The sequence below is a fragment of the Nocardiopsis valliformis DSM 45023 genome (assembly GCF_000340985.1).
Taxonomy (GTDB): domain Bacteria; phylum Actinomycetota; class Actinomycetes; order Streptosporangiales; family Streptosporangiaceae; genus Nocardiopsis; species Nocardiopsis exhalans.
Genome location: NZ_ANAZ01000040.1, coordinates 52,811 through 72,496 on the forward strand (window position 1 = coordinate 52,811; position 19,686 = coordinate 72,496).

The 19,686-nt window shown below is 71.0% G+C and carries 18 protein-coding genes; 9 read left to right on the forward strand and 9 right to left on the reverse strand.

Annotated features, from left to right (window positions below):
* Positions 1–35: 35 nt before the first annotated feature.
* From D457_RS0127115 to D457_RS0127125, 3 genes are all read right to left on the reverse strand, one after another.
* Positions 36–359, reverse strand: a complete 324-nt coding sequence (locus tag D457_RS0127115) for a putative quinol monooxygenase (protein WP_017583823.1) — start codon at positions 357–359, stop codon at positions 36–38.
* A gap of 111 nt (positions 360–470) precedes the next feature.
* The gene (locus D457_RS0127120; protein ID WP_017583824.1) at positions 471–668 is read right to left on the reverse strand and encodes a hypothetical protein; all 198 of its coding nucleotides are present in this window, start codon (positions 666–668) and stop codon (positions 471–473) included.
* A gap of 29 nt (positions 669–697) precedes the next feature.
* The gene (locus D457_RS0127125; RefSeq protein ID WP_017583825.1) at positions 698–1,201 is read right to left on the reverse strand and encodes a hypothetical protein; all 504 of its coding nucleotides are present in this window, start codon (positions 1,199–1,201) and stop codon (positions 698–700) included.
* Between the two features lie 464 nt (positions 1,202–1,665).
* Between D457_RS0127125 and D457_RS0127130 the strand changes: the two genes are divergently transcribed.
* Positions 1,666–2,922, forward strand: coding sequence for a PucR family transcriptional regulator (locus tag D457_RS0127130; protein WP_017583826.1), 1,257 nt, complete (start codon positions 1,666–1,668; stop codon positions 2,920–2,922).
* Between the two features lie 120 nt (positions 2,923–3,042).
* Here the strand turns inward: D457_RS0127130 and D457_RS0127135 are convergent, their stop codons facing one another.
* Entirely contained in the window at positions 3,043–4,008 is a 966-nt protein-coding gene (locus tag D457_RS0127135) for an LLM class F420-dependent oxidoreductase (RefSeq protein ID WP_017583827.1), read from the reverse strand.
* Positions 4,009–4,209: 201 nt separating this feature from the next.
* Between D457_RS0127135 and D457_RS0127140 the strand changes: the two genes are divergently transcribed.
* The 4 genes from D457_RS0127140 to D457_RS0127155 all read left to right on the forward strand — a co-directional run bounded on the left by D457_RS0127140 (position 4,210) and on the right by D457_RS0127155 (position 7,414).
* Positions 4,210–4,740 carry a YbhB/YbcL family Raf kinase inhibitor-like protein gene (locus D457_RS0127140; RefSeq protein ID WP_017583828.1) on the forward strand — a complete coding sequence of 177 codons (531 nt, stop codon included), beginning with the start codon at positions 4,210–4,212 and terminating at the stop codon, positions 4,738–4,740.
* Between the two features lie 247 nt (positions 4,741–4,987).
* Positions 4,988–6,049: an ATP-grasp domain-containing protein gene (locus D457_RS0127145; RefSeq protein ID WP_017583829.1), complete on the forward strand. Its 1,062-nt coding sequence runs from the start codon at positions 4,988–4,990 to the stop codon at positions 6,047–6,049.
* The gene (locus D457_RS0127150) at positions 6,046–6,834 is read left to right on the forward strand and encodes a 3'(2'),5'-bisphosphate nucleotidase CysQ family protein (protein WP_017583830.1); all 789 of its coding nucleotides are present in this window, start codon (positions 6,046–6,048) and stop codon (positions 6,832–6,834) included. Before D457_RS0127145 ends, D457_RS0127150 begins: the two co-directional genes overlap by 4 nt.
* A gap of 124 nt (positions 6,835–6,958) precedes the next feature.
* Complete coding sequence (locus D457_RS0127155) at positions 6,959–7,414, forward strand: DUF1707 SHOCT-like domain-containing protein (protein WP_017583831.1); 456 nt, start codon at positions 6,959–6,961, stop codon at positions 7,412–7,414.
* 78 nt (positions 7,415–7,492) lie between these two features.
* Here the strand turns inward: D457_RS0127155 and D457_RS0127160 are convergent, their stop codons facing one another.
* Positions 7,493–7,987 carry a DUF3145 domain-containing protein gene (locus D457_RS0127160; protein ID WP_026117077.1) on the reverse strand — a complete coding sequence of 165 codons (495 nt, stop codon included), beginning with the start codon at positions 7,985–7,987 and terminating at the stop codon, positions 7,493–7,495.
* A gap of 312 nt (positions 7,988–8,299) precedes the next feature.
* Here D457_RS0127160 and D457_RS33555 point away from each other — a divergent pair, with 312 nt between their 5' ends.
* The 3 genes from D457_RS33555 (at position 8,300) to D457_RS0127175 (ending at position 12,382) form a co-directional block, all read left to right on the forward strand.
* Positions 8,300–8,887, forward strand: coding sequence for an RNA polymerase sigma factor (locus tag D457_RS33555; RefSeq protein WP_017583833.1), 588 nt, complete (start codon positions 8,300–8,302; stop codon positions 8,885–8,887).
* 51 nt (positions 8,888–8,938) lie between these two features.
* Positions 8,939–9,388, forward strand: a complete 450-nt coding sequence (locus tag D457_RS0127170) for a carboxypeptidase-like regulatory domain-containing protein (RefSeq protein ID WP_017583834.1) — start codon at positions 8,939–8,941, stop codon at positions 9,386–9,388.
* A gap of 657 nt (positions 9,389–10,045) precedes the next feature.
* Positions 10,046–12,382: a CHAT domain-containing protein gene (locus tag D457_RS0127175; RefSeq protein WP_026117078.1), complete on the forward strand. Its 2,337-nt coding sequence runs from the start codon at positions 10,046–10,048 to the stop codon at positions 12,380–12,382.
* Positions 12,383–12,519: 137 nt separating this feature from the next.
* Here the strand turns inward: D457_RS0127175 and D457_RS0127180 are convergent, their stop codons facing one another.
* The 4 genes from D457_RS0127180 to D457_RS0127195 form a co-directional block, all read right to left on the reverse strand.
* Positions 12,520–13,173, reverse strand: coding sequence for an MBL fold metallo-hydrolase (locus D457_RS0127180; RefSeq protein ID WP_017583836.1), 654 nt, complete (start codon positions 13,171–13,173; stop codon positions 12,520–12,522).
* A 223-nt stretch (positions 13,174–13,396) separates the two neighbouring features.
* Positions 13,397–14,221, reverse strand: a complete 825-nt coding sequence (locus D457_RS0127185) for an enoyl-CoA hydratase-related protein (protein ID WP_017583837.1) — start codon at positions 14,219–14,221, stop codon at positions 13,397–13,399.
* A 638-nt stretch (positions 14,222–14,859) separates the two neighbouring features.
* Positions 14,860–15,438 carry a DUF5998 family protein gene (locus D457_RS0127190; protein WP_017583838.1) on the reverse strand — a complete coding sequence of 193 codons (579 nt, stop codon included), beginning with the start codon at positions 15,436–15,438 and terminating at the stop codon, positions 14,860–14,862.
* 86 nt (positions 15,439–15,524) lie between these two features.
* On the reverse strand, positions 15,525–18,245 hold the full coding sequence (locus D457_RS0127195; protein ID WP_017583839.1) for a bifunctional acetate--CoA ligase family protein/GNAT family N-acetyltransferase: 2,721 nt from the start codon (positions 18,243–18,245) through the stop codon (positions 15,525–15,527).
* A 277-nt stretch (positions 18,246–18,522) separates the two neighbouring features.
* Here D457_RS0127195 and D457_RS0127200 point away from each other — a divergent pair, with 277 nt between their 5' ends.
* A complete protein-coding gene (locus D457_RS0127200; protein ID WP_017583840.1) occupies positions 18,523–19,458 on the forward strand; it encodes a carbohydrate kinase family protein in 936 nt (311 codons plus the stop codon).
* Positions 19,459–19,686: the final 228 nt, after the last annotated feature.

Sequence of the window (19,686 nt, forward strand, 5' to 3'; positions counted from 1 at the left end):
TCGAAACCGGCCCGCAGTCTCCGGTCGCGCCGACGTTACCCGTCGATCGTGAGTTCGCCCATGCGGTCCCAGCCCTCGCCCTCGACCTCACGGCTGACGATCAGCGGGGTCTCCTTCAGCAGCGGCTTCATGGCGGCCAGTCCGGCCTTGAAGTGGTCGCTGGTGACGTGGGCCTCGGCCGCGCCGTCCTTGAACGCCTCGACGAGCACGAACTCGTCGTCGCGCTCGACGCTGCGGGACCACTCGAACCACAGGTTGCCGGGCTCGGCGCGGGTGGCCGCGGTGAAGTCGGCGACCTCGTCGAGGAAGCTGTCCGTAGCCTCCGGCCTGGTCCGGAACTTGACGACGATCAGGATCATCCCGCATCTCCTTCGTGTTGTGCCACGGGGCACGCGGTCGTGCCGTGCCCCACGGTCCCCACTCTTGCAGAGCTGGGCGGGCCCGGGCCCTGCACGCGGGTGTTCGTCGCCTCACGGGATGCCGTGGCCGAGGCCGCACCGGGCCAGTGTGTCGATGGATCCCCCGACGCCCTCGTGGACGCGCAGGGGGTCGCCCTCGAAGTGGTGCAGCAGGCCATCGTCCACCAGGCCGCCGGGCTCGGAGTTGCTCTCCAGGTGGCTGCGGGGAGGGCCGTGGGGGTTCGCACGTTGCGCAATCCTGGTACCCACGGCCGCTCCCCCACTGATCGGGGCGGTGCTCAGGCGCCGCCGAGGGTGGTGCCAGGCAGACGGGTGGCACGCCACTCACCGTCGTTACCCTGCCGGACCTCCAAAGCGCCGGGGGTCTCCTCGGCGTGAACCAGTTCGACGTTGGCGATGAGGGTGTCGCCGTCCAGGTCGGTGCTGACGGTGACCTCACCGACCTCGATGGCGTCAGCGCCGGGCACGTTGGCGACGTACTCGGGGAAGGCCTCCGCGCAGTCTTCCGCACCCTCGCTCTGGGCGATGATCGTGGCCTGGGCGCTCTCGTCGACGAAGGCGCAGCCCGCCTCGCCGTCCAGGGCGGCGAAGGAGGCGAGGAATCCCTCGGCTACGGCCTGGGCCGCCGCGGCGGCCTCGTCCTCGCTGGGCCCTTCGGCGCCTTCCAGAGCACCCTCGGCCGCTTCCTCGGCGGCAGTCTCTTCGGGGGTCTCGTCGTCGCCTCCGCAGGCGGTGAGGGCGAGGAACAGGGGCAGGGCAGCGCACAGGAGGGTACGTCGCATGGGGGTTGCCTTCCGGGAGCGGGTTGGGTCGGCCGACGGCGGACGCCGGTGGCGTCAGCGCCGTCGAGGCGATCCGTGACGCACCATTGTTACCGCATTCACCCGTTTGATGACTACGCGTACCCGCTTTTTCCTTCCCTGTGCTCCGCGAACCAGGAAAATCACGGATTCGGATGCGGAAACAACCCTCCGATCCCAGCGAGAAGCGGAGCGGGAGGCCGCGCTCCGGTCCTCCTATGAGGGGGCCGGGGCTTGCCCGTGGGGACGGCCTCTGGTGATATGGGTGAGGGTGACCGACATCACGGCATCCACTGGCGCACAAGGCACGCGCGGGCGTGCCGTCAACGGAACCGTGCACGCGCGGGCGGGCTGTCGACTCGGCGCACGCGTGAGCGTGCCCGAGGAGGCTCTGCACGCCGACGCGTGCCGGAGGGGTTCCGCCGTGCGTCCGCGCCGGAGGTGACATGTCGTACCGACTACGGGAGGGCGCCCCGGGCACCCTCGTCGCGGACCTGCCCCCAGGGCTCGGCGCCAGGCTCCGCCCGCTGGTCCCGTACCTGGTCGAGGAGGCCGTGGACGGCATCGCGCGCCGGGCTGAGGCACACAGCCAGCCCTTGGAAGCGGCGCACGCGGACTCGGTCCGGGCCGCGATCGACACCGCGGTGCACGCCTTCCTGGACCGGCTCGAGGCGGGCCCCGGGGCCGAGCGGGCGGACTCCGTCGCCCGAACCTTCCGCGCCTTCGGGGAGAGCGAGGCCAGGCAGGGGCGCACCCTGGAGTGCCTGCACACGGGTATGCGCACGTCCGCGGCGGTGGCCTGGCGGCGGCTGGCCCGGGCGGACTCGATCGACCGGGACCAGATGGCCGCGCTCGGCGAGGCGATCTTCGCGTTCCAGGAGGAGATCTCCACCGCGGCCGCCGAGGGCCACGTCCAGGTGCGCGGAGCCGGAGTGGAGGCGCTGCGGCGCAGACGGGCCCGGCTGCTGGAGGTGCTGCTGGCCGAGTCTGGGACGGAGCCGGAGGCGCGGGCGCTGTCGACACTGGCGCGGGCGGCCCGGTGGCGCGTGCCCGAGCGGGTGGCGGTGGCGTTGCTCTACCAGGGGCCGCCCCACCAGGAGAGGGCGGGGGTTACGGTCCACCAGGAAGGTGCGGGGGCATCGGCTCCGGTGCTTCCCCCGGACGTTCTGGTCGACCTGGACAGGTTGGAACCGTGTGCGCTGGTGCCCGACCCCGAGGGGCCGGGGCGGCTGAGGTCGTTGGAGCGGTCGCTGCGGGGGTGCGGCGCGGTGCTGGGCCCGACGGTGCCGCTGGCGGAGGCTCCGGCGTCGTTGTCGCGGGCGCGGGAACTGGCGGAGCTGGTGCGCAACGGGGTGGTGGCGGGGCCTGGAATTCTGAGGTGGAGCGACCACCTGCCGGAGCTGTTGCTCTCACGGGACACGGCGCTGGTGGCCGAACTGGCCCGGGTCCGACTGGCCCCGTTGGCGGGGATGCGGACACCGCAGCGGGAGCGGATGGCCGACACCCTGTTGGCGTGGTTGGAGTCGGGGTTCAACGCCAACGAGGCGGCCGAGCGGCTGCGCATCCATCCGCAGACCGTGCGATACCGGATGCGGCAGCTGGAGGAGCTGTTCGGGCCCAGGCTGCGGGAGCCGGGGGCCCGGTTCGAGTTGGAGCTGGTACTGCGGGCGCGCAGGCTGCTGGGTCCGCTCGGCCCAGAGTGAGGAACATACCGAACGGTCGGGATGTCCCCCGCATGGTGGTGCGCGGGGAACATCCCGAGAGGGGGCACGGTCAGCCCCGGACGGTCCCGGTCAACCCAGACCGGCCCCGATCGCCTTCGGTCAGCGACGGGGTGCCAGGGCGCGGATCACGTCGGCCGGGTCCAGGCCGGGCGGACCGATCGGGGCGATCACCGGGGTGCTCACCCCCGCCTCCACGTAGGCCTCGATCCGCTCCCGGCAGTACTCGGCGGGGCCGTGCACGATGAGCTCGTCGATGACGGAGTCCGGGATCGCGGCGAGCGCTCCCTTGCGGTCCCCGTCCTCCCATGCCTTCCACATGGGGTCGAGCTCCTCACGGCCCAGCCACTCGTGGAAGGCCCGGTAGACGGGCACGTTCAGGTAGGCCGAGATCGCCCAGCGGCCGATCTCGCGTGCGGTGTCGGGATCGGTGTCGGGGATGGCGAAGATCCGCGCGACGACCTCCTTCTCCGCCCCGAACTCACGCACGATCGGGGCGACCGTGCGCACGTCCTCCGAGGACAGCCAGTTGACGATCGCTCCGTCCGCCTCGCGACCGGCCAGGCGCAGCATGCCCTGGCGCAGCGCGGCCACCAGGATCGGCGGCTGCTGCTGGGGGACGGCCCCGAGCGTGAACCCCTTCACCGAGAAGGTGTCGTAGTCGGCCTTGATCTTCTGCCCGGTCAGCGCCTCGCGCAGGAAGCGCACGGTGTCGCGGACCTTCTTGTAGGGCTCCGTGAAGGGAATAGAGTTCCAGCGCTCCACGATGACGTTCGAGGAGGTGCCGATGCCCAGCGTGAAGCGGCCCGGCGCGGCGGCGGCCAGCGTGGCGGCGCTCATCGCCAGGGTGGCGGGGCCGCGCGTGTACGCGGGCACGATCGCGGTGCCCAGGCGCAGTTGGGGCGCCCACACACTGGCCAGGGCCAGCGGCGTGAACGCGTCGGTGCCGTTGGCCTCGGCCGACCACGCGTCGGTGTAGCCGAGGTCGGGCAGGGCCTCGAAGAGGGGGCGCTGATCGGCCAGGGGGATGCCTTCGAAGGGGACGGTGATGCCCCAGCGATCGGTCATGACGGCTCCTGTCGGTGGACCGGCCCGGCGACGGGACCGAACCGGATTCTTGTTCGGTGTCGGCACGACCGTACCTCGCGGCCCCGGGCGCGTAGTAGACCGCATCCGACCCTTCGGGGCTCGCGGGGCGTATGTTCGGGTGCAGCGCCCGCCTGCGGCGGGCCGGTACGGACATCCACGAGAGCGAAGGAGGCCATCGCCGTGGCCACGCCACCCTCCCCTTACGACTTCCTGCCCCGGGTCGACTCGTTCACCGTCCTCAGCGACGACGTCGTTGACGGCAAACCCCTGCCCAGGGCGCAGGTCAGCGGGATCATGGGCGCCGGAGGCGAGGACGCCTCCCCGCACCTGTCCTGGAGCGGGTTTCCCGAGGGGACCCGGAGCTTCGCCGTCACCTGCTTCGACCCGGACGCACCCACCGCGAGCGGGTTCTGGCACTGGTCCGTCTGTGACATCCCCGCCGAGGTCACCGAGTTGGCGACCGACGCCGGGAACGGTTCCGGTCTGCCGAAACAGGCCGTGACCCTGCGCAACGACGCCGGGAGCCACCGTTACATCGGTGCCGCGCCGCCCGCCGGGCACGGCCCGCACCGGTACTTCTTCGCGGTGCACGCGGTGGACGTGCCGAGCCTGGGTGTGGACGCCTCCGCCAGTCCCGCGTTCCTCGGCTTCAACCTGTTCTCGCACACGCTCGGCCGGGCGCTCATCATCCCGACGTACGAGCAGAAGTAGGGGTTCTCACCCCGCCGCCGGAGGGCGGGTGGCGCGCTCGGCGCGCCACCCGCCCTCTGCCCTTCCTCCCGGGGCCGATGGATACACGCGCGAGGGGCCCTTCCGGTTCACTTGGCAACCGCATCTGGCCATTCACGAGCCCAAAGGCCACTCCGGCGTCTAGGCTCGGTCCATCCCCCGGCCCACTCGGAACACGCCTGGAAGGGTTCAGCCGGTGCCACAGCCGTCTTCGAGGAAACCGACCGTCGTGGTCACGACAGCGGGTTCCGCTCCGACACCCGGAACCATCCTGCACCTGCGCCAGAACGGGTTCCGGGTGGTGGCCACCGATGTGGACCCCACCGCACCCGGCCTGTACCTGGCCGATCGCGGTTACCTGGTGCCACCGGGCGACAGCGAGGCGTTCCTGCCCCGGATGCGCTCCCTGTGCACCGAGGAGGGGGCCGTGGCCGTGGTCCCGCTGGTGGACGAGGAGCTCGTCCGGGTGGGTGAGCTGGCCAAGGACGGGGTGAAGGTGCTGCTGCCCCACCTGGATTTCGTCACCGCCTGCCTGGACAAGTACGTGCTCATGCAGCAGCTGGAGGATGCCGGGATCGGCGTGCCCCGTACCTGGCTGGCATCGGAGTGGCCCACCGACGCCGCCGACACCTCCTCGGGCGGCCTCATCGTCAAACCCCGTATCGGGCGCGGCAGCCGCGGGGTGCTGATCATCGACTCCGCCCGGGACATGGCCCGCGTGGTCTCCGAGAGCGGCTACGCCGCCGACGAGCTGATCGTCCAGGAACGCATCACCGGCCCCGAGTACACCGTCTCGGTCGTGGCCTGGCGGGACGGCGAAGTGCAGGCGGTGGTGCCCAAGGAGGTCCTGCTCAAGCAGGGCGTCACCAAGTACGCCGTCACCCGGCGCAACCACGAGGTCATCCGTACCTGCCGAGCGATCCAGAGCGCCCTGCGCGCGGACGGCCCGTTCAACGTCCAGCTGTGTCTGGACGGCCAGGGGCAGCCCAGGGTCTTCGAGATCAACCCCCGTTTTTCGTCCACGGCGGCGCTCACCGTGGCCGCGGGGGTCGACGAGATCGCCGGGCTGCTCCGGCAGGCGATCGGCGACGGGCCGAAGCTGACCGACGACTGGCGTGAGGGTGTGGCGATGGTGCGCCGGTGGACCGACGAGTTCCTACCGGAGGAGCAGTTCAACTCGCACGGGATATCCCCCGCCCCGGCCACCAGCTCGCACGGTGAGGGCTTTGCCCTGCCCGGGGCGGTGGCCGCCGGAGGGCAGTCCCCGATCATCCCGGTGCGTGCGCGGTGAACGCCCAGCACGCGCTCTTGAAGGCCGTTGCGGACGCGGTCGTCGAGGTCGGCGCCCTGCTGCGTGAGTGGCGTTCGGACCCGTCGGTGCGCAGCGGGGTGTGGGAGGGGAGCCAGTTCAAGGCCGAGGCCGACGCGATGGCCCATAGGGCGCTCTCCCAGCGGCTGACCGCGATCGACGCGCAGATCCCGGTGGTGAGCGAGGAGGACCCGGCGTCGCTGTCGCGGGAGCGTCCGCCCCGGTACTGGCTGATCGACCCGATCGACGGGACCGCCAGCTACGTGCACGGCTTCGCCGGCTACGTCACCCAGGCCGCTCTGGTCATCGGGGAGAACCCCGAGGTGGCGGCGGTCTTCGCCCCCGAGAGCGCGGTTCTGTACACGGCCGTTCGCGGCCAGGGCGCCCGCCGGGACGGGGTCCCACTGCCCGGGCACCCGCCCACCCCGACCGGCCACGGGGTCCTCACCGACAACACCCCCGAACCCACGGGGATCGCCCGGCGCGTGTACGACCACTTCGGCTACGGCGAGTACCTGGAGAGCGGCAGCATCTCGTTGAAGCTGTGCCGGATTGCCGAGGGTGCCGCCCACCTGTTCGTGAAGGACGTCCCGGTGCGTGACTGGGACGTGGCCGCGCCTGGTCTGGTCCTGACCGAGACGGGGGGGCTGGTGACCCGGCTGGACGGCGCCGCGTTCACCTACCGGGGGAGCTTTGAGCACACCGGCCTGGTGGGCGCGGCCGATCCGTCGACGTGTCGTGCGGTGGCCCACTGGTTAGCTCCCTGACCTGGGGTGACAGCAAGTCGGAGCGAGCTGTTCCAGGTGTGTGCGAACTGCCCTCGACAATCCCTTTCGCGCACCCTGCACGACGCGTATCGTGTGGTCAAACTCGCGCCTTTGGGGGTGGGAAGTGGAGGCCCAACGTCTGCCGCTGAACCAGATGCGCGCCTCGGACACCGAGCGGGACCTGACGGTCGACCGCCTCGCGGTGGCGTTCTCCGAGGGCCGTCTGGACCACGAGGAGTACGAGCGCCGGGTGGGCGCCGCACTCACCTCGGTCCTGGTCGGTGAGCTCCGCACGCTCACCGCCGACCTCCCCGAACCCGAGAGCCCGATCCCGCTGCCCAGGCCCCACCGCGAACGCCGCGCCGCACCCGAGCCGAGGGGCGTTCCCGTGCCCTGGGAGGAGTGGGGTGACGAGTGGCGCTGGTGGCTGGGTGTGGCCGGTGTGCTGACCGGCGTGTGGGCCGTGGCCAGCCTGCTCGGCGGTGAACTGGTGCCGTACTGGCCACTGGTCCCACTGGGCATCTGGGCGGCCGTGCTGCTGGCCTCCGCCATCTGGCCCAGCGAGGAGAACCCGCCCTGAACACCGCCCCGCGCAGGCGGGGCTCGGCTAGCCACCGGCGGGCGCCCGGAACCCGGTGCACCCTCCGGTCAGCGGCGGTCAGCCCACGGCGTGGAGCCAGCGGACGGGCGCGCCGTCGCCCGCATAGCGGAAGGGTTCGAGCTCCTCGTCCCAGGCCCGGCCGGTGAGCCGGTCGAGTTCGGCGGCCAGATCGGTGCCCTCGGTCGCGGCGGTGGCCATGGCCGCGCGCAGCCGCCCCTCCGGCACGAGGACCTCTCCGGCCGCGCTGGTGATGGCGGTGAACACACCGAGCGAGGGCGTGTAGCTGTAACGCATACCGTCACAGCCGGGCGACCCCTCCTCGGTCACCTCGAAGCGTAGGCGCTGCCACGCGTTCAGCGCGGAGGCCATCGCCCCCGCGGTCCCCGGCTTTCCCTGCCAGTTGAGCTCGGCACGGTGGTGGCCGGGTGCCGCCGGCTGGGCGACCCAGTCGAGTTTCACGGGTACTCCAACAACACCCGCGACCGCCCACTCGACGTGTGGGCACAGCGCCGCGGGCGCGGAGTGGACGTACAAGACGCCACGTGCGGACACCGAACCTCCTGATACGAACGAGTGCGCTTCCCCGACGCCCTCGTACCCGAGAAGGTTGCATACCCGCCTGAATGCCTTTTGCCCCATTGTGCCCCAAGGGCACCCTGAGAACCATCTCGCACGCTGGTATTTTCCAGCGTTCCCACCGCACCCGGAGCGACCAGAGATTAGCGTGTACCACAGGCGACGACAGGGAGTCTGATCATAGTGGTGGCGGATGTGCCAGACCAGCCGCATGATGACATCCAACCTCCGGAACCACAGGAGGAAACCACTCATCCGGGCAGTTCAGGGTATGTATCCACCTCTTTTTTGCCAGTTCCGGCCACAACCGGCCCCGAGCATTCCCCAGCGCCGGAGCAGACCCCCGCCCCCGCCCCCTCCTCGCTGAGTGACACCGAGCTCGTCCGGGCCGCCTGCCAGGGGAGCGCGGACGCCTGGGAGGCCATCGTCGACCGCTACCTGAGTCTGGTGAACGGCATCGCCCGGTCCTACCGGCTCTCCCAGCAGGACCGCGAGGATGCCACGCAGACGGTCTGGCTCACTCTCAACCAGAACCTGACCCGACTGCACTCCCCGCAGCAGCTCGCCGCCTGGCTGCACCGGACCACGCGCTCCGCCTGCAACCGCCAGCGCGCGCAGCGGCAGCGCTTTCCACCGTTCGACCCCCAGGACCTGGACGAGCGCCCCCAGCACCAGGACGGCCCCGAGGACCAGTACCTCGCCAAGGAGACGCACACCGAACTCTTCCAGGCCATCCGGGAACTCCCCGACCCGGCCGACCGCCGGGTGGCACAGCAGTACCTCGACGACTCACCCGATGCCGCGCCGATCTCCCACCGGACCACCGCGAGGGAGCGACGGCGACTGATCCGTCAGCTGCGCCGCTCCCTGCGGTAGATCCGCGGAGCGGAAGAGAACAGCGAACCAACCGAAAGGCGTGCGTGAACCGTGCGGAACAAAGATGCGGACCCCACCCAGGACCGAGCCGGGCGGGCCTCCGCCCTGGCCGCCTTCGACCGCTCCGTGGACGGCGCCCATCCGGCCAGAACCGCCAGATACACCGTGCCCTCCCCCGAGCAACCACTCCATCGTGATCACGACGGCATCGCACCGGTCGTCCTCCGGTTCGACTTGGAAGGGGTCCACCTGGACGTCCAGGTCCAGCCGTGCGGCGACCACAGCGCACTCTCCGGTCTGGTCAGCGGCGATTTCGACCACGTGGAAGTCCACCTGAGGCGCCCCGATCACACACTCCGCCTCTTCGTCGGAGCCGACGGCCGGTTCTATGCCACCGACCTCTCCCCCGGGCCGCTGTCCCTGGCGGTGGAGCGCCCAGGACACCCCCTCACCGTGACCGAATGGTTCACCACCTCGGTCGCCCAGCCGCAAACGCTCTGAGAGAGCGCTCTCCCGGCTCGCCCGTGCCTGTTGACACGTCCGGCCGGCCCAGGGGCAGGAGGGTCGCGGATCGCCTCCTCCCAGCCCTGCCAGGCCAGTTTCGGGGCAGGCCCCTCGGGAAAGACCCACGCACCACACCTGTGTCGGCCGCACGCGCGCCCGCAGTGGCCACGCAGCCCACACCCGCACCAGTGCTGGCCGCACCGCTCATGCTCCCGTGCCGGCCCGCCTCTGCGCTCACCACTCCCGTTCCCGCACCGGCCGCACCCGCGGCCGCGCGCACTGCTTCTGTGCCCGGGCCCGTGCGTTCGTGGTGGCGACCTCATCAGTGGGCCCGTGCGCGGTCACACCGAGCCGGTCGGCCAACTGCGAAGAGCGCTCTTTGCAGGGTCCTCCGGGCCTGCCCGGATTCGCTGTGAGCTTCGGTGCGAGCGAGGCGGACCGGACACATGCGGTTCCGAGGCCGGAAAACGGATGAGACCCGAATTCAGTTAGGTACACGCGTCAACCCGTGACCGCTTGTCCGTCTCCGTCACGGTTGGCCCCGTTTCGTAGCTGGTCAGTTATCCACAGGTGGGCACAGGCCCCTCCCGTTCGGGCAAATCCGCTGCTATCACTTGAGTTGACCGGCCCCCTGGCGAAAGAAGGCCGCCGGACGTGCTCCCCAGCGCAACTCCAGTTCCTGAGTCCGAGCCCCCTCTCCGGGGCACCGAGAACCCGGCCCTGGAGGCGGGTGGTCGGGCCTTGCTCTCCCGGGTCACGCAGGGGGTGCAGCTGGCCCGGAGAGGGCGCTTCGAGGAGACCGTCGAGATCCTCGACGACACCCGAAAGCATCTGCGCGGGCACCCCGTCGCCGAACTCGCACCCGTTCTGCCCGGGATCCTCACCGACCTCGGGCTGGCCCAGGTCCTGTGTGGCCGCTTCGGCCAGGCCGAGGATCACCTCAACGAGGCCCGGGACCTGGCCGACGCGCGCCGCCTCCCACTGCTCGGACTGGTGGCCCGGCACAACCTGGGCTGTCTGGACCTGTACCGGGGCGACACCGCCGAGGCCATCACCACTTTCCACGAACTCGCACACCTGATGCCCGCTGACCGCCAAGAACCCCTGCGCGTGGATCTGGCCGAGGCGTACCTCTCGGTGGGGTTGGTGGAGGAGGCCGGACGCACCCTGGCGGAGGCCCCCTGGCGCAGCGGCGGGGACGGGACCGCGGTCACCCTGTTGGAAGCCAAGTACCGGTTCCTGGACGGCGACCGCCAAGGCGCGCTCCACCTGGCCCAACGGGTTCTCGAGGGTTTGGGGCCGAGCTCCCTCTGGTACGGCGTGGCCCACCGGCTGAAACGGGTCGCGCTGGAGTCCGCCGGCAGCCGCACCCCCGTCCAGCGTGCCAAGGACCATCTGGAGCTCCGCACCCCCGCCGTGTCACAGCCACGGCCTCCCTCCGAACACCGCGGCCCCACTCACCCGTTCGCCACAAGGCATCTGGCCGCCTCCGAGACACCCTCGACGGTGGCGGCCCCGGAACCGGGGACGGAGTCCGACCCCGGAGACGAAAGCGGGTCAGCGGGGAACCCCGGGCCGGAAGAGGCCGGACACCGCAACGCCTGGGACTCCGCCGGAACGCAGGGGAAGTTGTCGGACGCCCGTCGGGCGTTGGAACGGTTCTCCTGGGCAGGTGCCAGGACAGGGGCGTTGGCCCCCGGGCCCTGGCTCGGGGCCGCCGCCCGCGATCCCCACGTGGTGCGGGCCGGTTTGGAGAGCGCCCTCCAGGCCGGTGACCCCGCGACCGCCCTGGAGTGGGCAGAGCTGGACCGTACCTGGTCCGACTGGCTGGTTCCCGAGCTGGGGGCTTGCGATGACCCCGAGGTACGGGAACTGACCGGGCGCTACCGCGATGCTCTGGAGAACGGCGGCGGTCCCGCCGCCAGCGCCTACGCGCGGCGTTGGGAATCCGCGCAGTGGCGGCTGCCGCCAGGTGTGGCCAGACGGTCACGCGAACATCCCGGGCCGGTTCTGGAGCCGCTGTTGAGCAACCTTCACGGCCGGGCGTTCGTTCACTACACCGTGGCGGGCGCCGAGGCAGTGGCTCTGGTGGCCGTGGACGGGAAGGTGCACCAACGCTGCATCGGGCCCCTTAAGCGGGTCCGCCGCACACTTCGCGCATTCACCCACGAACTCTCCGGTCCGCTGCCCCTCCGCCGCTCCACCGAGGCGGTCGACGTGTGCGCGACGCCACCGTCGGTCACGGGTCAGGCACCGACACGTCCGGGGGCCGAACCCGGGGGCGTGGCCGCGGCACTCGTCTCGGACACCCTGCTCGGTCCACTCCTGCCCCTGATCGGGGAGCGGCCCCTGGTGGTGACCGGCGACTCCTACCTGGGTGACCTGCCCTGGGGGCTGCTCCCTGCCCTGCGGGGGCGGCCGGTGCGCCTGGTCCCCACGGCGCGCTCCTGGGCTGAGCCGCCGCCCGTCAAGAGCGGCGACGGACGGGTTCTGCTGGCGTGCGGGCCGCCCCCCGGTGGGGCCCAGGAAGAGGTGGCGGCGCTGGCCGGGGTCCACTCGGGTGCGATGGTCCTGGAGCAGGCGCGCCGGGGCCCGCTCCTGGCCGAGCTGGCCCGCGCGGACCTGGCCCACCTGGCCGGGCACGGTCGGGCCGGTGCGAGCACACCCATGCTCTCCCGGCTGCAACTGTGCGACGGTCTACTGCTCGCCTGTGACCTGTTCCCGTTGCCGTCGGCCCCGGCTCTGGTGGTGCTGTCCGCCTGCTGGGGCGGACACGGTTTCGGCGGGGCCGGCGGGCGGCCGAGCGGGTTTGTGGGCGCGCTGCTGGCCCGGGGCACCCGCACCGTGGTGGCCAGTCCGGTTCCGGTAGACGACGCGAGAACAGGGGCGGCCATGCAGGGCTTCCACCGGGCGGTCCGGGCGGGGACCGATGTGTCCGAGGCGGTGTCCGAGCACCTCGGACACATCGGTTTCTGCTGTTACGGAACCTGAGGTTCCGGTGAGGTGGCGATGGCCGGGTCCCGCAGGGTCACGCGGGACCCGGGTTCGCGCAAGCCGGTGCCGCGGGAGCCTGGTTCACAGGATCGCCACTGCCCGTGTCACCGGCCCGAGCACCGCTCGTGGCGGCGCTACCAGCCGCGCTCGCGCCACTGGGCGAGGTTGGGGCGCTCGGCTCCGAGCGTGGTGTCCTTGCCGTGCCCGGGGTAAACCCACGTGTCGTCGGCCAGGGCACCGAAAACCCGCTCCGACACGTCACCGAACAGGGTCTGGAAGTCCGAGTCGGACCAGGTCTTACCGACCCCGCCCGGGAAGAGGCTGTCACCGGTGAACAGGTGGGTGTGACCCTCGGGGTCGTCGTAGCGCAGGGCGATTGAACCGGGCGTGTGGCCGCGCAGGTGGATGACCGTCAGTACGCAGTCCCCGACGGGAACGGTGCCACCGTGGGTGACGGGCTCGTCCACCGACACCGGCAGTTCATCGGCGTCGTCGGGGTGGGCGACCGTGCGGGCACCGGTCTGGCCGACGATCTCGGCCAGGGCCTGCCAGTGGTCCTGGTGGCGGTGGGTGGTGACCACTCGGGTCAGCCCGTCCTCGCCGATCAGCTCCAGGATTCGGTCGGGTTCGGCCGCCGCGTCGATGAGGACCGCCTCACCCGTGCTCCGGCAACGGAGGAGGTAGGCGTTGTTGTCCATCGGGCCCACGGCCAGCTTGGTGATCGTCAGATGCGGTAGTTGGCGCAGGTCGGCGGGGCCGCCGACCCTGGTATCTCCGGAGTAGCTCACCCGACCATTGTGGCCTGTCGCGAGGAGCGTACGAACCCGGGTCGGACACCCGGTGACCCGGGCGTCCGACCTCTGCTGTGCCACGGCCCGCGGAAGGGCGTGCGGCGGTTCGGCGGCTTCAGCGTGTCGGGGGCACCGAACGGCCCGGATCACCACGGGCGCGCACCACTGAACGCGCTGCTCACCGGGACCGGATCACTGGGGCTGGGTCACTGAGGCCTGTTCACTGGGCCCAGCGCGGCGGACGCTTCTCGAAGAAAGCCATCCGCCCCTCCGCCGCATCCTCCCCGGCGAAGAACTCGGCGGACAGCTCACCCATGCGGGTGAACGCCTCGGTCCGCCGGTCCGGTGCGGCCTGCGCACCGCCCCCGAGGTCGCCCAGGAGCTGTTTGGTGCGGGAGAGCGCTCTGGGAGCCGAACCCCGCAGGCCCTGCAGGACCGCGTCCACCGCGTGCTCCATGTCCCGGTCGGGGACGGCCTGGGTGATGAGTCCGGCCTTGGCCGCGGCGGAGGCGTCGAAGAGCTCGCCGGTGAGGAAGTAACGGCTGAGCTGACGGGAGTGCATCCGAGCGGAGACGGGGACGGAGATGATCGCCGGAACCACTCCGATGCGCACCTCGGTGAAGGCGAAGGTGGCGCTCTTGGGTGCGAGAGCGATATCCGCGGCGGCCACCAGACCGATCCCGCCCGCGCGCGCGGCGCCGTTGAGAACCGCGATCACCGGTTTGGGGCCGCCCATGATCTGTTCGAAGATCTCCGGGAGTTCCGGCGCAGGTTCGATCGGGGTGCCCTGGAGGGCGGCGCCGATCTCCTTGAGGTCGGCCCCGGCGCAGAACACCGGTCCGCTGCCGGTGAGAACGACCCCGCGGACCTCGTCGTCGGCCATGGCGTCGGCGAGGGCCTTGGAGAGTTCGGAACGCAGCCGTGCGGAGAGCGCATTGCGGTTGCGTGGTGAGTCGAGGGTGATCGTGGCGATGGCACGGTCGACACTCAACCGCACGAGGGGAGCATCGTCCGAGGGGTTCGGGGACGTCGGGTGCTGCGTCATCGCAGACTGACCTTTCTCCGTTTGGACGCGCGCGGACCCGGTCACGGCGCGCGGTGACGCTGGTGGCTTGTGGCCGTGCGCGTCTCGGTTGTGGCGGTATGCACAAATCCGCCTTCAACAGTAGACACACGGTTTGTTTCGGCACCAGGCCCCGCGACGCCGGGTTGGTTAAGTCCGTGTCACGTGTGACCGCGCTTGTGTTACGTACACCACACGCTAGCGCTCGCGTTCACATTAGGTCCCACCCGCCCCACCCCACACGAACGGGGCCGGTCGGCGGCCTCCGGAATCCAGAGTGCACCGACCGGCCCCGCCGGAATCCGGACCACCGACAGGTCAGGCCAGTGGTTCAGCGGTTGTCACGGGAGACGCCCGCGCGGGCTGTCGAAGACGGGCGTCGGGGCAGCATTGTGCGGACCCTGCTCGCCACCCGGGTTACCGCACGATCATCAGGGCCCGGCACAGCCGAGGGCCCCTGGTTTCGGGGGTCCTGCGCACGCGAGCGCTCAGGCTCGGCGCCCTCGTCCTGTGCTCGGACAGCGGCCGACCCTACCCGGCTCCTGGTCGCGGGACGGCCGCCGACCGACTGACGGAGTTCAGCGCTCGGCGGTCACGCGTGTTGCCCGGACCGCCCCGGATCAGCGGCGAGTGGTGGCCGCAGACAGTGCCTCGGCGAAGTGCAGCATCGCGGTGACCGCGCCGGCGCCGTCGGCCGCCTCGCTGACCCTCAGGGTGAGGGGTTCGGCGGTGATGGCACCGGTGTAGCCGTGGTCGAGCTCGCAGCTCTCGTCAGCGCAAGCGGCGGGTTCGAGGTCGATGTGCGCGACCGCGCCCCAGTTCACCGACAGATTGACGCTGAGCACCAGCTCGCTGGGCAGGCTGCCCGGCGTGTACTGAGCGGGGTTGGGCACGACCCGGGTCAGGGCCACCGACTGGATGTTGCCCAGTTGGATGCTGTCGGTCGTGGTCGAGGCGTGTGAGGTCCCGCCCGGTTCGGTTGGTGGGTGCTCGTCGGTGTGGCACACGACGAGCCGGGTGGCGGTCAGCAGCATGACGGTGATGTGCCGCCGCATCTCCATGGCCGGGTCGAAGGTCGCCTCGTGGTGCACGATGAACGCCTCGGCGCTCTCCTCGCCCAGGGTGGTAGCGACGGCATCGATGACCAGGGCGGGGTAGTACCCGCTCCGCTCGATCTCCAGGCGCCAGTCCGTGGGCACGGCACGTGTTTTCCTCATACCCCTATCCTGCCTCCTTCCGGTGACAGTTCGCGACCGCCCGCCGAATCGGGACACCCACTCCCTGATCAGAACGTCACCCCGCGCAGTCGGCGCGGACCCGCGTCGGGGCGCACCTCGGGCGCCTCGCGCAGCCACATGCGGGCGCCCAGGACGTGGGCTCCGGTGGCGTTGACCAGAACGGGGTCCAAGTCCACATAGCCGATCTCGGGGAAGGCCTCCACCAGGCGGGACACCCGGATCAGCAGCTCCTCCAAGGCTTCGACGTTGGGCTGTTCGGCCAGTGACGTGGCCCCCGCGGGCAGCCCGAACAGCAGCGGGGCGGCCCGGACCGCGTGAATGAGGTCGGCGGCGTCCATGTCGGTCAGCGGCGCCAGCCGGAACGCCCGGTCGTCGAGGAGTTCGGCGGTGACGTCGGCCAGCCCGAAGGAGACCACCGACCCGAAGGACTGGTTGTCGCCCGCGCGCACCACGGTGGGCACGCCGGGGGCGGCCATTCGCTGCACGACCAGCTCCGCCTCGCCGCCGAAGCGGTCCTCCAGGGAGAGGTAGGCGCTGCGCACATCCTCGGGTGTGCGCAGGTCAGCGCGGACGAACGTGCCGCCCGCGCGGACCCGCAGGTCGGGGGCGTCGGCCTTGACCACGGCGGGGTAGCCGAGTTCCCCGGCGGCGACCACGGCCTCCTCCGCGGAGTCGACCTTGATGTCGGGGTAGGCGGCGATGCCGTAGCAGGCCAGGAGGTCACGGGCGTCCTCGGGTGAGATCGCCGTCTCCTCGTCGTAGCGGCGCTCACCGCCGAACCAGGCGACGTCCTCCATGGCCGGGGTGGCCTTCTTCAGCGCGCGGCCGATGGTGGCGCGGGCCCGGGCGCGGTCGATGTCGGGCAGCTCCGGGTGGCGGCCGGGCTTGCGGTTGCGCCACTGGGCGTACCGAGTGGCGTGAACGACAGCGCGCACCGCGTCCTCGGGCGAGGGGTAGGAGGGCACCGAGCCAAACAGGGTCTGACCCCGGTCCCCGATGTGCCGCAGCTCCTCGGGGATGCCCTGGCGGGCCAGGTAGGTGGTGACGATGGGCTTGTCCGAGTCCAGCGAGCGGGCGCGCAGGACGCGGGCCACGTCGTCACCGATCGGGTGCAGGGCCGGAACGAAGACCACCACGATCGAGTGCACATCCTCGGCGGCCAGGGCGGCCTGGATCGCGGTGTCGAAGTCCTCAGCGGTGGCCTGCGGGCCCAGGTTGACCGGGTCGTGCGGCTTGAGTCCCTGGCGGATCGCGGCGTCCTTGACCAGCAGTTCCAGGGAGTCGGAGTTGCCGATGATGCCCACGCGCGGCCCTGCGGGCAGCGGTTGGTAGGCGAACACCTGGGCGGCGTCGAACATCTGGGTGATGTCGTCCACGCGCACCACACCGGCCTGCTGGAACAGGGAGGTGACCGCGTAGTCGGGCAGGGCCAGGCCCCCGGCGGCGTGCCCGGTGGGGGTGGCCTGCGCCGAACCGCCGCTGCGCACCGCCACGACGGGCTTCTGCTTAGCCAGGCGCCGTGCCAGCCGGGTGAACTTGCGCGGGTTACCCAGGGACTCCAGGTACTGGAGCACGACGTGAGTGGCGGGGTCCTCCTGCCAGTACTGCATGAGGTCGTTGCCGGATACGTCGGCGCGGTTGCCCGCGGACACGAAGGTGGACAGGCCCATGCCGCGCTCGGCCACCCGTTGGAGGATGGCGCGGCCCAAGGCGCCGGACTGGGAGAAGAACCCGATGGGGCCCTGGGGCGGCAGGTCCGGGGACAGAGTGGCGTTGAGCGAGACCGAGGGGTCGCTGTTGGCGATGCCCAGGCAGTTGGGGCCGACCACGCGCATTCCGGCGGCGCGGGCGGTGCGCACCAGTTCGTCCTGGCGGGCGCGGCCCTCGGGACCGACCTCGCCGAACCCGGAGCTGACCACGATCAGCCCGTGCACGCCCTTGTCCGCGCACTGCTCGACCACGTCGACGACGGTGTCGGCACGTACCGCGACCACGGCCAGGTCGACCTGGTCCGGGATGTCCAGGACGGAGGGGTAGGCGCGTACGCCCACCACGGCCTTGGCTTCGGGGTGGACGGGGTAGACCGGTCCCTGGAACTCCCCGCCGAGCAGGTTGCGCAGGGCGGTCTGGCCGATGGTGTGCGCGGTTCGGCTGGCGCCGATGACCGCGACGGACTCGGGGAAGAGCAGGCGGGCGATGGAGCGCGACTCGGCGCGCTGTTCGCGGGCCCGCATGACCTCCTTGGAGTCGTCCGTGGGCTGCAGGTCCAGGGTGAGCCGGATGACGCCCTCGTCGAAGGTCTGTTGGGCGGTGTACCCGGCCTCGCGGAAGACGTTGATCATGCGCCGGTTCTCGGGCAGCACGTCGGCGATGAAGCGGCGTACCCCGCGTTCGCGGGCGGCGGCTCCGATGTGTTCCAGGAGCACCGAGGCCAGGCCCCGCCCCTGGTGTCCGTCCTCCACGACGAAGGCCACCTCGGCCTCTTCGGGAGCGACCTTGTCGTAGCGCACCACGGAGACGAGGGTGCCGGAGATGGTGGCCACCAGAGCCACCCGGTCCTCGTAGTCGACCGTGGTGAAACGTTTCACGTCACGGTCGGAGAGCTTGGGGTAGGGCGCGAAGAACCGGTAGTAGATCGTCTCCGGCGAGAGCCGGGAGTGGAACTCGCGTAGCAGGTCGGCGTCGTCAGGGGTGATGGGGCGCAGGTGCGCGGTGCCTCCGTCGGTCAGAACGACGTCGGCTTCCCAGTGGTTCGGGTAGGACTGCACGACTGCGAGACTAGACGACAATCGGCCGAATCCGGGGAAAGTCCATGCGGGCTCCCCGAAATCGCCTCCCCGGGACTCGCCTCGCACAGGACTTCGGACCGGTCTCGTTCGGGCTCCGCGTACCCTGGTGCGGTGGGTCCGAAGACCCTCGACAGCCCCTGTGTGGCCGCGTGTCCGGGGCGCTGTCAGTTCGTTACCCGCCACTGATCGTTAAGCTGTTAACGTCGTGCGGGCACAGAATCTCAAACCCTCGGTGGTGGCTGGCGAAATGACTCGAGTGGTCGTGATCGGTGACCTGATGACCGATGCCGTCGCGCGCGCGTTCCACCCGTTGGCCCGCGGCAGCGACACCCCGGCGTCGGTGATCATGTACGGCGGCGGTTCCGGCGCGAACATAGCCTCGTGGCTCGCGGTCGAGGGCACCGACACCACGTTCGTCGGCCGTCGCGGCTCCGACATCACCGGACGCACGCGTGAAATGGAACTGATGGGCTACGGCCTGGACTCGCGCATGGTGATGGACCCCGAGCGCCCGACCGGAACCTGCGTCGTCATGATCACTCACCGGGGCGACCGGACGATGCTGAGCGACCCGGGCGCGAACGCGCGGCTACAGCCCGAGGATCTGCCCCGAGACGTGTTCGCCCCCGACGCGCACCTGCACGTGTCCGGCTACACGCTGATCAACTCCGATTCTCGCCGCGCGGCCCGCGTGGCCCTGCGCATGGCGCGCGAGAGCGGTATGTCCATCTCGGTGGACGGCGGCTCGCACGCACCGTTGGAACGCGCCGGCGCGGAGAACTTCCTGGACTGGACACAGGGCGCCCGGCTGTTGTTCGTCAACGTCGACCAGGCCCGGGTGCTCACCGGGCGCGACGAGCCCGAGGCGGCCGCCAAGGTGCTGACCGCCTGGTTCCCCAACGTCGTGATCAAGCTCGGCGAGCAGGGCGGTCTGTGGGCCTCCAAGACGCGCGAGGACTGCGTGACCGCGCCGGCCGAGCCGGTGGAGCCCTCCCCGGGCTCCGTGGGCGCCGGTGACGCGTTCATCGCCGGTTTCCTGCCCGCGTGGCTGACCGGACGCCACCCGAAGGAGGCGCTGGGCCGGGCCAGCAGGCTGGCCGCCCGCGCACTGCACCAGCCGGGCGCCCGCCCGGACCTGGGCGAGGGCCAACCGGTACGTAGAGGCGCACCCCGCGGTCAGCGCATCCGCTGACGGCGCGTCGTTGGCGTATCCGGCTCCGAGGCCCGTACCCCTCCGGGATGCTGTCGGCGAATCCTGAGCATTGGGGGTTGGTCCGGTGCGTTGAGGGTTGGAGAGCCGGAGAGTCTCTCCGTGTCAGGCTCGGACAGGGCATACAGGGTTCAGTTCAGGCTGGTGTCCGGGTTGTGTGTGCGGTTGCGGTTCCCCCGTTTCCCGCCGCTTGATGGTTGCCGTCTGCGC

What these genes read in the sequence shown, in the direction of transcription:
- D457_RS0127115 (WP_017583823.1), bottom strand. Translation starts at nt 359, where the DNA reads ATGATCCTGATCGTCGTCAAGTTCCGGACCAGGCCGGAGGCTACGGAC.
- D457_RS0127125 (WP_017583825.1), bottom strand. Translation starts at nt 1,201, where the DNA reads ATGCGACGTACCCTCCTGTGCGCTGCCCTGCCCCTGTTCCTCGCCCTC.
- D457_RS0127130 (WP_017583826.1), top strand. Translation starts at nt 1,666, where the DNA reads ATGTCGTACCGACTACGGGAGGGCGCCCCGGGCACCCTCGTCGCGGAC.
- D457_RS0127135 (WP_017583827.1), bottom strand. Translation starts at nt 4,008, where the DNA reads ATGACCGATCGCTGGGGCATCACCGTCCCCTTCGAAGGCATCCCCCTG.
- D457_RS0127185 (WP_017583837.1), bottom strand. Translation starts at nt 14,221, where the DNA reads ATGACGCAGCACCCGACGTCCCCGAACCCCTCGGACGATGCTCCCCTC.